At 54.1% G+C, this 12,319-nt stretch carries 15 protein-coding genes; 12 read left to right on the top strand and 3 right to left on the bottom strand.

Going from position 1 to position 12,319, the window contains the following annotated elements; translation table 11 throughout:
* The first annotated feature begins 80 nt into the window (after positions 1 to 80).
* The 8 genes from GQF02_RS12810 to prmB all read left to right on the top strand — a co-directional run bounded on the left by GQF02_RS12810 (position 81) and on the right by prmB (position 6,842).
* Positions 81 to 524, top strand: a complete 444-nt coding sequence (locus GQF02_RS12810; RefSeq protein ID WP_124734034.1) for an acyl-CoA thioesterase — start codon at positions 81 to 83, stop codon at positions 522 to 524.
* Positions 521 to 937 (top strand): tellurite resistance TerB family protein, encoded by a 417-nt coding sequence (locus GQF02_RS12805; protein ID WP_220789468.1) that lies wholly within the window; start codon positions 521 to 523, stop codon positions 935 to 937. The genes GQF02_RS12810 and GQF02_RS12805 overlap by 4 nt, the downstream gene beginning before the upstream one ends.
* A 74-nt stretch (positions 938 to 1,011) precedes the next feature.
* Entirely contained in the window at positions 1,012 to 1,866 is an 855-nt protein-coding gene (locus GQF02_RS12800) for an AAA family ATPase (RefSeq protein WP_160797670.1), read from the top strand.
* 1 nt (position 1,867) lies between these two features.
* Positions 1,868 to 2,755, top strand: a complete 888-nt coding sequence (locus tag GQF02_RS12795) for a tyrosine recombinase XerC (RefSeq protein ID WP_160797668.1) — start codon at positions 1,868 to 1,870, stop codon at positions 2,753 to 2,755.
* 33 nt (positions 2,756 to 2,788) lie between these two features.
* Positions 2,789 to 3,358: an aminodeoxychorismate/anthranilate synthase component II gene (locus GQF02_RS12790; RefSeq protein WP_160797666.1), complete on the top strand. Its 570-nt coding sequence runs from the start codon at positions 2,789 to 2,791 to the stop codon at positions 3,356 to 3,358.
* A 52-nt stretch (positions 3,359 to 3,410) separates the two neighbouring features.
* Positions 3,411 to 4,439, top strand: coding sequence for an anthranilate phosphoribosyltransferase (gene trpD / locus GQF02_RS12785; protein ID WP_160797664.1), 1,029 nt, complete (start codon positions 3,411 to 3,413; stop codon positions 4,437 to 4,439).
* A gap of 50 nt (positions 4,440 to 4,489) precedes the next feature.
* Positions 4,490 to 5,866 (top strand): phosphomannomutase/phosphoglucomutase, encoded by a 1,377-nt coding sequence (locus GQF02_RS12780; RefSeq protein WP_160797663.1) that lies wholly within the window; start codon positions 4,490 to 4,492, stop codon positions 5,864 to 5,866.
* Positions 5,867 to 5,939: 73 nt separating this feature from the next.
* Complete coding sequence (gene prmB, locus GQF02_RS12775; RefSeq protein ID WP_124734041.1) at positions 5,940 to 6,842, top strand: 50S ribosomal protein L3 N(5)-glutamine methyltransferase; 903 nt, start codon at positions 5,940 to 5,942, stop codon at positions 6,840 to 6,842.
* 89 nt (positions 6,843 to 6,931) lie between these two features.
* Here prmB and GQF02_RS12770 read toward each other — a convergent pair whose 3' ends face one another.
* Positions 6,932 to 7,075, bottom strand: coding sequence for a hypothetical protein (locus tag GQF02_RS12770; protein WP_160797662.1), 144 nt, complete (start codon positions 7,073 to 7,075; stop codon positions 6,932 to 6,934).
* Between the two features lie 154 nt (positions 7,076 to 7,229).
* Here GQF02_RS12770 and GQF02_RS12765 point away from each other — a divergent pair, with 154 nt between their 5' ends.
* The 4 genes from GQF02_RS12765 (at position 7,230) to GQF02_RS12750 (ending at position 10,682) form a co-directional block, all read left to right on the top strand.
* A complete protein-coding gene (locus GQF02_RS12765) occupies positions 7,230 to 8,564 on the top strand; it encodes an EAL domain-containing protein (protein ID WP_160797661.1) in 1,335 nt (444 codons plus the stop codon).
* Between the two features lie 168 nt (positions 8,565 to 8,732).
* Positions 8,733 to 8,891, top strand: a complete 159-nt coding sequence (locus tag GQF02_RS16220) for a diguanylate cyclase (protein ID WP_160797718.1) — start codon at positions 8,733 to 8,735, stop codon at positions 8,889 to 8,891.
* Between the two features lie 628 nt (positions 8,892 to 9,519).
* Positions 9,520 to 10,242 carry a GTP cyclohydrolase I gene (gene folE, locus GQF02_RS12755; protein WP_328698621.1) on the top strand — a complete coding sequence of 241 codons (723 nt, stop codon included), beginning with the start codon at positions 9,520 to 9,522 and terminating at the stop codon, positions 10,240 to 10,242.
* Positions 10,243 to 10,253: 11 nt separating this feature from the next.
* Complete coding sequence (locus tag GQF02_RS12750; RefSeq protein WP_124736179.1) at positions 10,254 to 10,682, top strand: BLUF domain-containing protein; 429 nt, start codon at positions 10,254 to 10,256, stop codon at positions 10,680 to 10,682.
* A gap of 35 nt (positions 10,683 to 10,717) precedes the next feature.
* On the opposite strand, the gene GQF02_RS12745 is transcribed toward GQF02_RS12750, so the two are convergent.
* Both GQF02_RS12745 and GQF02_RS12740 read right to left on the bottom strand, forming a co-directional pair.
* A complete protein-coding gene (locus GQF02_RS12745; protein WP_160797660.1) occupies positions 10,718 to 11,680 on the bottom strand; it encodes a DMT family transporter in 963 nt (320 codons plus the stop codon).
* A gap of 118 nt (positions 11,681 to 11,798) precedes the next feature.
* Positions 11,799 to 12,284 (bottom strand): YajQ family cyclic di-GMP-binding protein, encoded by a 486-nt coding sequence (locus GQF02_RS12740; RefSeq protein WP_124736177.1) that lies wholly within the window; start codon positions 12,282 to 12,284, stop codon positions 11,799 to 11,801.
* Positions 12,285 to 12,319: the final 35 nt, after the last annotated feature.

Below are 12,319 nucleotides of genomic sequence, written 5' to 3'. Positions count from 1 at the left end.
TAACAAAGCGGCACGCCCGAGACTTGATTCAAATTAAATAGATCATTATTCTGCAGCCGATCAGCAAACGAAAGTTCGACATGGCCCGCCTGCAGTTACCCCTCCCCGACCCTATCCTGTTCAACACCCGGATCACGGTTCGTATCGGTGACATCAACTACGGCGCACATCTGGCCAACGACGCTGTTTTATCGCTGGCACATGAAGCAAGGCTGCAGTTCCTCAAATCGCTAGGCTATAGCGAAATGGATACGGAAGGACTGGGCATTATCATGACGGATGCGGCCATTTGCTACAAAAGCCAGGCCTTCCACGGCGACACGCTATCCTTTTCCATCGGGCTGACCGACTTCAATCGCTATGGCTGTGACATTCTTTACCAAGTAAACGATGACAATACTGGTAAGGAAGTGGCAAGATTGAAAACAGGTATTGTGTTTTTTGATTATCCGCAACAAAAAGTAGCCCGTATGCCTGAGGCTTTTTCCCGGCGATTCGGTATAGATACAGGAGACATGTCTTGAACGGTTACGCACCCAACAGTCCGGAATCCATGGCAAGACTGCTTGCCATGTTCATGATTACCGATGGCAATATGGATGAAAGAGAGCTCGACGCACTGGAAAACCTGCACGTTTACTCCTTGCTCGGGCTGTCACGCAAACGTTTTGTCGCCACCCTTACCCAACTCTGCGACGAAATTTCGGATGAAGCCCAGGATGACGGACTCATCAGCATGTTCGACAAAGACCGGATCGATGGCTACCTGGATGCCATTACCGACCGGCAAAAACGCCTGTTGACCGCAGCGCTGGCGATTGACGTCTGCAAATCGGACGGTGTGATCAGCGATGCCGAGATGGCCCTGCTGCGCTATATGCTTGGCGCCTGGCGCATTACGCTGGACGATGTAGAGGCCGAGCTGATTCGCCGCTAGCCCACTTCCGCGTCCAGCCAAGAGCCGCCAAAGAGCGGCTCTTTCCTTATCAAAAAACAACAGGAAACCACGAGATGAAACCACGCTTTGCCGGTACCCATGACTATGTTGCCACCGATGACCTGATGATGGCGGTCAACGCAGCCATCACACTGGAGCGCCCCTTGCTGATCAAGGGTGAGCCCGGTACCGGCAAAACCATGCTGGCAGAGCAGGTCGCCAAGAGTCTGGGGCGCGAGTTGATCGTTTGGCCCATTAAATCCACCACCAAGGCACAACACGGCCTGTATGAATACGATGCGGTTTCCCGCCTGCGCGACTCGCAACTGGGAGACGCCAAGGTCAGCGACATCCGCAACTACATCGTCAAAGGCAAGCTGTGGCAGGCTTTTGATGCGGAAGTCGCGCCGGTATTGCTGATTGATGAAATAGACAAGGCCGACATTGAGTTCCCGAACGATTTGCTGCGTGAACTGGACCAGATGGAGTTTTTTGTGCATGAGACGCAGGAATTCGTGCGGGCGCGTCACCGCCCCATCATTCTGATCACCTCCAATAATGAAAAGGAACTGCCGGACGCTTTCCTGCGTCGCTGCTTCTTCCATTACATCCGCTTTCCCGAACGGGACACCATGCAGGCCATTATTGATGTGCATTATCCGCAGTTGCAGCAGCAACTGGTGCAAGAAGCGATGAATGTATTTTTTTCGGTACGCGACTTGCCCGGCCTGAAAAAAAAGCCATCTACCTCAGAACTACTGGACTGGATACGCCTGTTGGCAGCCGAATCGGTCGCCCCCGCAACCTTGCGTGCCCAGCATGCCGCACAAACACTGCCACCCATGGCCGGTGCCTTGCTTAAAAGCGAGCAGGACATGCAGTTGTTCGAGCGCCTGATGCAGATGGCGCGCCTGCGCCGCGGTGCCTGACATGGACTGGCAAGTCGCGCGTGCCGCCTTTGTTTCGCACCTGCAACTGGAAGGACTCAGCAGCCACACTGTCGCGGCTTACGAGCGCGATCTTGCCATTTTGCAACAAAGCTATCCGGTGCAGCCGCCCGCCAGCCTGACGCGGGAGCAACTCGCCCGCGAACTGGCACGCCTGGCCGCACGAGGCTTAAATGGCAAGTCGCTATCACGTGCCCTGTCGGCATGGCGACGATTTTTCAGCTTCATCAGCCAGAAAGAGGCCATCAGCGACGCCCTCTTTCTAGGGCTGAAAGCGCCAAAGTCTGCCAAGCGCTTACCGAAAGCCTTGCCCGTCGATAAAGCCATGCACCTGCTGGACGAAAGCCCCGGACAAGGTGACGAACGCCTGATCATGCGTGACCAGGCCATGTTCGAGCTGATGTATTCGGGCGGATTGCGACTGGCCGAATTGTGCGCACTGGACCTTAGCGACCTCAGCCTGAATGAAGGGCTGGTTCGCGTCATGGGCAAGGGCAAGAAGGCACGTTTGTGTCAGGTCGGTAGCCAGGCTGCACAAGCCATCTGCGCCTGGCTTGAAGCACGCCAAAGCCTGAATGCAGGAGAAGCTTTGTTTGTCAGCCTGCGCGGCACCCGGCTTGGCGCGCGCCAAGTGCAAAACCGCCTCGCCAGCTGGGCCGCACAAGCCGGTATGGATCGGCGCGTCCACCCGCATATGCTGCGCCACTCGTTTGCCAGCCATATCCTGCAATCATCGGGCGACCTGCGCGCCGTACAAGAAATGCTCGGCCACGCCAACCTCAGCAGCACCCAGATTTATACTGCCGTGGACTTCCAGCATCTGGCACAGGTCTACGACAAGGCGCACCCCAGGGCGCATAAAAAAGACTAAACACCGTCAACCTTTTATACAGAGGACACGACCATGCTGCTTATGATAGATAACTACGACTCATTCACATACAACCTCGTCCAGTATTTTGGCGAGTTGGGGCAAGAGGTCAAAATTTTCCGCAACGACGAGATCACGCTGGAGCAAATAGAAGCTCTGGCGCCGCAGTTTCTGGTGATTTCTCCCGGCCCTTGCTCTCCCAACGAGGCCGGCATTTCGGTTGCCGCAATCCACCATTTTGCCGGCAAGCTGCCGATTATGGGGGTTTGCCTGGGCCACCAGAGCATAGGACAGGCGTTTGGCGGCAAAATCGTACACGCCAAACAACTGATGCACGGCAAAGTGTCCGACGTATTTCACAACAATACCGGCATGTTCCGCGAGCTGCCCGACCCGGTGGTCTGTACCCGCTATCACTCACTGGTGATCGAACGCGAAACGCTGCCCGACTGTCTGGAGATCACCGCCTGGACAGCCGATGGCGAGATCATGGGCGTGCGTCACAAAACGCTGCCTATCGAAGGCGTGCAATTCCACCCCGAAGCCATCTTGACGCAACATGGCCACCGCATGCTGGACAATTTCCTCAAGGAATTCGCCTGAGCCCCGGCATACACTGCGTGCAACACAACAATAACAAACCGGAGAAACCATCATGATTACCGCGCAAGCCGCCCTTAACCGCCTGATAGACCAGAACGAGCTGTTCTACGACGAGATGCTGGATCTGATGCGCCAGATCATGCGCGGCGAAATCTCGCCGGCGCTGACCGCCGCCATTCTGATCGGCCTTAGGGTCAAGGTGGAAAACGTATCGGAAATTGCAGCGGCCGCCACGGTAATGCGCGAGTTTGCCACGCCGGTTCCGGTCAAGGAGCGGCACTTTCTGGTCGACACCTGCGGCACCGGTGGCGACAAATCGCATACCTTCAATATCTCGACCACCTCCGCTTTTGTCGCGGCAGCGGCTGGTGCGCGCGTAGCCAAGCATGGCGGCCGCTCGGTCAGCTCAAGCTCGGGCAGTGCCGATGTGCTTGAAGCGCTGGGCGTCAGCCTGCAGCTGGATGCCGCCGCTGTGGCGCGCTGCATCGATGAAGTCGGCCTCGGCTTTATGTTTGCGCCCAACCATCACTCGGCCATGCGCCATGTCGCACCCATCCGCAAAGAGCTTGGCGTGCGCACCATTTTCAATATTCTGGGCCCGCTCACCAACCCCGCCGGCGCCGACAATCAGGTAATGGGGGTCTTCCACCCCGATCTGGTCGGCATTCAGGCGCGCGTACTGCAGCAGCTGGGCAGCCGCCATGTGATGGTGGTGCATGGCAGGGACGGGCTGGACGAGATCAGCCTGGCCGGTACGACGCTGGTCGCCGAACTGAAAGACGGCCACATCACCGAATACGAGCTAGACCCGCGCGACTACGGTCTTGATTACATCGATCCGGCGCAGATCCGTGCCGATAATGCCGCACAATCCAAAGCCTTGCTGCTATCGGTACTGGAAGGCAAAAGCGGCGCGGCGCGCGATATCGTTTTAATCAATGCCGGCGCCGCCATTTACTGCGCCGGCGTGTCTCCTACGCTGGCAGAAGGCATCGCTGCCGCACGCAGGGCAATAGACAGCGGCCGGGCACATGAAAAGCTGACCGAACTGGTACAATTGAGCACCCGATTAGCCAACTAACCCTTCAATTGCTGCCTGCGGGCGGCTTTATGTACCTGAAAGAGCCCGGAATGACCAAACTTTCCAAGGAAATTTTCAAGGCCTACGATATTCGCGGCGTAGTCGGCAAGACGCTGACCCAGGAGACCGCCCAGCTGATTGGCCAGGCACTGGGCTCGGAAGCCCGCGCCCGCCACGTCAAGGCTATGGTGGTCGGTCGTGATGGACGTCTGTCCGGCCCGGATCTGGCCGCAGCCATTGCCAAAGGGATACGCGCAGCCGGTATCGATGTTATCGATGTCGGCATGGTGGCCACGCCCATGCTGTATTTCGCCGCTTACGAACTGGGCACACTGTCGGGCGTGATGGTCACCGGCAGCCATAATCCGCCGGAATACAATGGTTTCAAAATGATGCTCGCCGGTGACACCCTGTCCGGCGAAGATATTCAGGCCCTTTACCAGCGCATTGTGGCCAAGGATCTCGCCAGCGGCGAAGGCAGCTATCGCGAACACGATATTGCCGATGCCTATCTCGAGCGCATCACCGGCGATATCAAGCTGTCGCGTCCGATGAATATCGTCATCGACTGCGGCAACGGTGTAGCCGGTGCCTTTGCACCAACCTTATATCGCCGTCTGGGCTGCAAGGTGCGCGAACTGTTTTGCGATGTGGATGGCACCTTCCCCAACCATCACCCCGACCCGGCCAAACCGGAAAACCTGGCCGATGTGGTCACGGCGCTGAACAAGACAGATGCAGAAATCGGTCTGGCCTTCGATGGCGATGGCGATCGCCTCGGCGTCGTCACCAAGGAAGGGAATATCATCTGGCCGGATCGCCAGCTGATGCTGTTTGCCGCCGACGTACTGGAGCGCAACCAGGGTGCCAAGGTCATTTACGATGTCAAGTCCACGCGCCTGCTTGCGCCGTGGATACGCGACAATGGCGGCATTCCGGTGATGGCGCGTACCGGCCACAGCTTTATCAAGGCCAAGATCAAGGAGACCGGCGCGCTGATGGCCGGCGAAATGAGCGGCCATGTGTTCTTCAAAGAGCGCTGGTACGGTTTTGACGATGGGCTCTACGCCGGCGCCCGCCTGCTGGAAATCCTGTCGCGCGTCGATGACCCTAGCGCGCTTTTGAATGCGCTGCCTAACGCCATCTCCACCCCCGAGCTGAATATCAAGCTCGCGGCCGAGGGCGAAAACCATGCGCTCATCGCCAAGCTGCAAGAAACGGCCGTCTTTGATGGCGCAGAAGAAATCATCACCATGGACGGCCTGCGCGTCGAATACCGCGATGGTTTCGGTCTGGCGCGCGCATCCAACACCACGCCGGTTATCGTGTTGCGCTTCGAAGCCGACAGCGAAGAAGCGCTGGAGCGCATCAAGGCAGATTTCCGCCGCACGCTTTGTGCCGTCACCGACGCTGCGCTTCCATTCTGATTTTTATCCGCTTGAATGACAGGGCGTGCGCGATGCACGCCCTTCCCTATTAAGCCCTAGCCGGAACACCATTATGTACACACAAGCCGCCAGCACCTTGCTGACCATCCGCGACCTGTTGCGCTTCGCCATCTCCCGCTTCAACGAAGCGGAGTTGTCCTATGGACACGGCAGCAGCAATGCCCATGACGAGGCCGCCTACCTGATTTTGTCCACACTAAAGTTGCCTATCGACACGCTGGATCCTTATCTGGACGCACGACTCTTGCCAGGCGAAGTCGAAGCCGTACTGGACATCATTGCGCGGCGTGCCGTCGAGCGCGTACCGGCGGCCTACCTGACCCACGAAGCCTGGCAGGGTGAGTTCAATTTCTATGTGGACGAGCGCGTACTGGTGCCGCGCTCCTTTATCTATGAGCTAATGGGCGAGCCGCTTGAGCCGTGGATCGAACACCCGGAACTGGTGCATCGCGCGCTGGATCTGTGCACCGGCTCGGGCTGCCTCGCTATCCAGCTGGCACACCATTATCCGGACGCACAAGTCGATGCCGTCGATATCTCGCTGGACGCGCTAGAAGTGGCATCCATCAATATCGAAAACTACGGCTTGCAGGAACGCATCCAGCTCATCCACTCCGACATGACCGAAGGACTGGAAGAGCCTTACGACCTGATCATCTCCAACCCGCCTTACGTCGATCAGGAGTCGGTAGACGAACTGCCGGAAGAGTATCTGCACGAACCGGAACTGGCACTGGGCTCCGGCCGTGACGGGCTGGATGCAACCCGCGTCATCCTGGCCGAAGCCAGCCGCCTGCTTAACCCCAAGGGGGTACTGCTGGTCGAAATCGGCCACAACCGCGACGTACTGGAAGCCGCCTACCCACAGCTGCCGTTTGTCTGGCTGGAAACCAGCGGCGGCGATGGCTTTGTCTTCCTGTTGACGCGCGAAGACCTGATCGAAGCCGGCCTGTAAAACAGCAGTATCCGCAAAAAAGCCCGGCCTGCCTTATCAGACAGCCGGGCTTTTTGATTGCGCGGGCAAGACCCGCGCTCAAGCAATACTCAGAAAATCACGCGCGACAACATTTGCTCGTCGTGGTGGGTCATGCTCTTGTCGAAATCATCGACCATGATCACTTCGCGCTTCAGGCGGCGGGCGCGGGTCACCGCAGCAAACTCCTCCTGCGACAACCAGCCCTTGGCCAAGGCCACGTCCAGGGATTCGCGCGCGGCAATGACCGGGAAATGATGCAGCGGAAAATAGAATATTAGAATAGCTCTTTTAAGTAATTATGTTAACATCAATATATTAATAGATACCAAACTAGCGATTTAAAATGTTTTTGCATACTGATAGCAAATGGAAGGCCGTCGCCATGTCAGTAACGACAGCCATATTTGTTCAAATAGTTGGAATCACGATCATTTGGTGTGTTTTTTTAGATATGTTGAACATTACATCCAAAGTGAACAGGATAATAATATTGAAAAATTTGAAGAATATATTGATGGGTTGCGACGTACCACAGAAAAAGCTCATTTAATTTCATTAGGCCTAAAAGAAAGAGAATGTGATCTGATCTTGGATGAATTAAGGTTAATGCTAGCATCCACGGTCAACGTAAATGCAATCGGGGTGTCAAACTTGGCTAGCGGCAGAATGTGCGGCACCACTGTTGGGGACTCTATTTTAACAAGTGAAGTTCGTAAGATGCAGGATAATATGTATGGAATTCTCCAGCTCAGCGACCATAAAAATGTAAAATCATCTTATATTTATTATAGGAAAATATTGGGTGACCACATGGGGTGGGCCCTACTTCCAGCAAGTAAATTTACAAGCAAAATTGGCAAAAATGGCAGTATAGAAGTGCTTTTAGGCTCGCAAAAAATTGACCATAAAAAGACAATAAAAGACACATCTAATTACAAATACTACAGCCATCAATATGATGTCTCATCAAAAAAATACCCTATAAAAATATCGTACAGATTCACAAAAATGCAAATGAAACATTGGTTTTTTGCTGAGTGCAAATGGTATATATTGTCTTTGCTTGTTTTATCAATTTTACTTAGCATAGCCGTGCTTTTATTTGCAACTAGATCTCTTCCAATAGCAAGCCAATTTGCCATTGGGCTAAAAAAAAATGAGTTTGAACCTTACTTGCAACCGATTGTGAATGCGATGACTGGGGAATGGGTTGGTGCAGAAGTATTGATTAACTGGCCAAATGCACCCGATGCTGCAAGAACACCAGAGATGTTCATGCCCATGGCGGAAAATTTTGGACATATGGAAGATATTACATGGCAAGTAATGAGAAAGACGGCACAGTCATTAAAAGACATGAACTATCCCGATGGTTTTTTTGTATCATTCAACGCCAGCAGAAATATAATTTCCAACCCGTTATTTGCCAGAGAGTGCCGTTATTTTCTTAATTATTTCAAAGAAAATAAAGAAAAAATTACATTATGCATTGAAACAACAGGCCAGCACAACGACAACAATGAAATACCGCACCCTGCGCTAATGGACTTTTCTCGAATGGGGGTAAAACTTACCATAGATAACTTTGGAGCTGGGTATAACAATATTGAATCACTTCAAATGACAAACCTGATAGACAAAATTAAAATAGACAAAATATTCATCGACCAAATCGATCCTTTTAAAAAAACATCCTTCTAAACGCAATAGTTTGCCTAGCCGACTCTATGAAATTGAACATCATCGCTGATGGTGTAAAAAAAGAATATCAACGAAAAAAATTAATAAACAAAAAAATATTATTGCATCAAGGATCATTATACTCACCTCCGATCCATGCTTCGGAGTTTCCTATAAAACTACAGGCCAATAACCATAAAAATCTATCCAACGATTCGGTGCCATCTACAATATCGCATAGTTGATCTAGAACTATTCAAACCGGCCAATGACGTCTACGGCCATCCCTTTGGAGATCGTGTGCTGCGTCAGCTTGCCGCACTCCTGCAGAGCAGGGTGCGCCAATAAAATAGCCTCGGACGTCTGAGCGGGGAGAAATTCATGCGAATACTCAGGGATAGCTGATCAAAGGCCGCAAGCGAGTTGCTAGAACATGTGCTTGGACAGTTACGTTCACAGCATTGCTTTCCGGCATATCCTGACTGGTTTTACACCTGCTCTGTCGGTGCATGACGATACGACTGAGGCGGCTTACAAACGGGCTGACGATGCCCTTTATCGAGCCAAACATGCGGGGCGCGACTGTCTGCACTGGAGCTGAACGCAGTGAATACGAAAACAGGCATAGCACCACCATATTGGCCCGCTGGCATGTATGTATCTGGACATTGCAGGTACTTAAAGAGCGGTTCACCCGCTACCAAGGCATGCAGCAAGCAGACCGACAAGCCACCCTCAGTGACGTCTAATGATAAATAAAAACTTGTTGTGCGAATTCGTACAAGCAGCCCACATTCCCCCAATACTGGCTACGCTGAATACCCAGCGTAGCCATATCCCATATGGTGTTCTTAAAGCAAGACCCCACCCCGCTAATCGACGGCATGCGGCATTTGCCCTACACTCAGTGTCATCCGTTCGGCGCGGCCTACTCCAGCCCTGCCGTAGTTAGCGACATCAGAACAGGACCTTGCGCGTGAGCACTGACATCAAGCCGGAAGCAAACGGCAACACCGAATACAAAACGCCCGTCTCCAGCCGCATCCGCGAACGCATCCGCCGTAGCGGCCAGCGTTTTCACGCCAACGACAATATTTCTGCCTTTATCGAGCAGGGCGAAATGGCAGAACTGCTGGATGAAGTTCAGCTCAAGATGAAGGGCGTGCTGGAAAGCCTGGTAATCGATACCGAGAGCGACCACAACACACAGGACACAGCACGGCGCGTGGCCAAGATGTACCTGAACGAGGTATTCAAAGGCCGCTATGTCGAGCAGCCGCCAGTGACCGAGTTCCCCAATGCCGAGCACCTGAACGAGCTGATGATAGTCGGCCCGATCACCGTGCGTAGCGCCTGCTCGCACCACTTCTGTCCGATTATCGGCCGTCTGTGGATAGGCATTATGCCCAACGAGCACTCCAACCTGATCGGCCTGTCCAAGTATGCGCGCCTGGCCGAATGGACGATGAGCCGTCCGCAGATACAGGAAGAAGCCGTTATCCAACTGGCCAATTTACTGCAAGACAAGATGAGCCCGGACGGGCTGGCTATCGTGATGGAGGCGGACCATTTCTGCATGCACTGGCGCGGCGTAAAGGATATGGATTCCAAGATGATCAATAGCGTGATGCGTGGCTCTTTCCTGAAGAATCCAGACCTGCGTCGTGAATTCCTTGCCCTGCTTCCCAATAAAAACTGAGGACCCACTCCATGCTCGTTCGCCTGCTTTACGCTAGTCGTGCCGTTCAGCCCCATACTCAGGATCTGCTGGACTCCATTCTGGCCCAGTCTCATGCACACAACCCGGCCAATGGCCTGACCGGCATTCTGTGTTTTAGCGGGGATATTTTCATGCAGGTACTGGAGGGCGGCCGTGCCGAGGTTTCAGCACTTTACAGCCGGATTTCCGCCGACACGCGCCATCATGGCGTCGAGTTGCTGCATTTCGAGGAAATCAGCGAGCGGCGCTTTGCCAACTGGACCATGGGTCAGGTCAACCTGGCCAAGGTCAATCCGGGCACTTTGCTTAAGTACTCGGAAAAGCCCGAACTGAACCCCTTTGTGGTCAGCGGCAAGGCCTCGATGGCTCTGCTTGAAGAGCTGATTGCCACCGCAGCCATTGTTGGCCGCGTAGGTTGATACCGGCCGGCGGCGTCCTGCCGCCGGTTTTCAACTTAACGCGACATCGGCAATATATCGCCGCGCACCAGTTCGCGCAGCCAGCGCGGCAAACTGGGCTTAACACCCGCCGACAAGACGATGCCGCCCATAATTCCAGCAAAGCCCAGCAGGTGAAAACCTTGCAGCATCTCGCCCAAAAAAACAAACGACAGCAAGCTTGAGGCCGCCGGCAACAGGTTCATAAAGTTGCCGGTACGCTCGCCGCCCAGCACCTTAACCGCACGGTTGTAGAACACATAAGCCAGCACTGAGGGGAAGACGCCCAGATACAGTACGGCCACCATGGTTTCGCTACTCCACAAGGCCGGTGCCAGCGTCGCTGGCTCGAACACGAGCGCCAAGGGCAGCAAAAGCAAAGATCCCAGCGCCATCTGGATAGCCAGCAAGGCACCGGCATTCAGTTCGCGTGGCAGGGTCATCACAATCAGTGTGTAAATCGCCCAGCACAGGCTAGCAGCAATCAGCCAGGCCTCTCCTGCACCCATCTGCAGCGCCACAATAGCGGCCAGATTTCCTTCGGAGGCAATGGTCAACGCTCCCGCTACCGCACACACCACCCCGGCCCATGCCAGTAAAGGCAGACGTCGCCCCAGTACCAGTGCGCCGAGCAGCATAATCCACACCGGAGTAAAGGTCTGCAAGGCGGCCGCGCTAGTGGCACTGGCACTGGCGACCCCAAGATAGATAAAGGCGTTGTTACCCATAATGCCGAACAGTGCCAGCCAGAACAGCCGCCCGCGCACCGCCCACAGCAGCGCACGCTCCCGCCACAAGGGCTTGAGCACAAAGGGAAACAATACCAGTGTCGCGCAGGACCAGCGCCAGAACGCCAGCCAGAAAGGGGTTAATTCGGCGCGAAAGGCGCGCGCAATCACCACATTACTGGCCCAGAACACAATGGCACAAATGACAAGCAGCACCGCATGCGCGGTGCTGCTGGAAGAACGGGAATCCATGGTTTAAACCAAACAAACAAAAGGCGATAGCGGATAGTAGAATCCGCTATCGCAAACGACCTTGATCTCGCGCAATATTGTATACAATCTACAATAAAATCTGACAGGTCAGTCTGACTTAGTCACGGAAATTATTGAACTGCAAGGGAAAGTCAGTCACTTCCTTTTTCATCATGGCAATAACCTCTTGCAGAACATCGCGCTTGGCACCGCTGACGCGTACGGACTCGCCCTGAATACTGGCCTGCACTTTGACCTTGGAGTCCTTGATCATGCGGGTGATTTTCTTGGCCAGTTCGGTTTCTATGCCTTCCTTGACCGTGATGACCTGCTTGGCCTTGTTGCCGCCCACGCTTTCCAGCTTGCCGTAATCGAGGCAGCGTACATCCAGGCCGCGTTTGGCCAGTTTATTAACCAGAATATCCTTGACCTGCTCGATCTGGAACTCGGAGTCGCCATACAAGGTTACGACCTTCTCCGTCAGTTCAAGACGCGCACTGGAGCCCTTGAAGTCATAACGGGTGGCTACTTCCTTGCTGGCCTGATCAACCGCATTGCGCACTTCAACCAGATTCACTTCCGAGACAATATCAAACGATGGCATGATGGCTTCCTTCTTAATGAGGCTGCACATTCTAG

Origin of the sequence: Craterilacuibacter sinensis (assembly GCF_009831765.1) — a bacterium.
Classification (GTDB): Bacteria; Pseudomonadota; Gammaproteobacteria; order Burkholderiales; family Chromobacteriaceae; genus Craterilacuibacter; species Craterilacuibacter sinensis.
This window is presented reverse-complemented; position numbering and strand designations above follow the sequence as displayed.

What these genes read in the sequence shown, in the direction of transcription:
- GQF02_RS12810 (WP_124734034.1), top strand. Translation starts at nt 81, where the DNA reads ATGGCCCGCCTGCAGTTACCCCTCCCCGACCCTATCCTGTTCAACACC.
- GQF02_RS12800 (WP_160797670.1), top strand. Translation starts at nt 1,012, where the DNA reads ATGAAACCACGCTTTGCCGGTACCCATGACTATGTTGCCACCGATGAC.
- GQF02_RS12795 (WP_160797668.1), top strand. Translation starts at nt 1,868, where the DNA reads ATGGACTGGCAAGTCGCGCGTGCCGCCTTTGTTTCGCACCTGCAACTG.
- GQF02_RS12790 (WP_160797666.1), top strand. Translation starts at nt 2,789, where the DNA reads ATGCTGCTTATGATAGATAACTACGACTCATTCACATACAACCTCGTC.
- trpD (WP_160797664.1), top strand. Translation starts at nt 3,411, where the DNA reads ATGATTACCGCGCAAGCCGCCCTTAACCGCCTGATAGACCAGAACGAG.
- GQF02_RS12780 (WP_160797663.1), top strand. Translation starts at nt 4,490, where the DNA reads ATGACCAAACTTTCCAAGGAAATTTTCAAGGCCTACGATATTCGCGGC.
- prmB (WP_124734041.1), top strand. Translation starts at nt 5,940, where the DNA reads ATGTACACACAAGCCGCCAGCACCTTGCTGACCATCCGCGACCTGTTG.
- GQF02_RS12765 (WP_160797661.1), top strand. Translation starts at nt 7,230, where the DNA reads ATGGAAGGCCGTCGCCATGTCAGTAACGACAGCCATATTTGTTCAAAT.
- GQF02_RS12750 (WP_124736179.1), top strand. Translation starts at nt 10,254, where the DNA reads ATGCTCGTTCGCCTGCTTTACGCTAGTCGTGCCGTTCAGCCCCATACT.
- GQF02_RS12745 (WP_160797660.1), bottom strand. Translation starts at nt 11,680, where the DNA reads ATGGATTCCCGTTCTTCCAGCAGCACCGCGCATGCGGTGCTGCTTGTC.
- GQF02_RS12740 (WP_124736177.1), bottom strand. Translation starts at nt 12,284, where the DNA reads ATGCCATCGTTTGATATTGTCTCGGAAGTGAATCTGGTTGAAGTGCGC.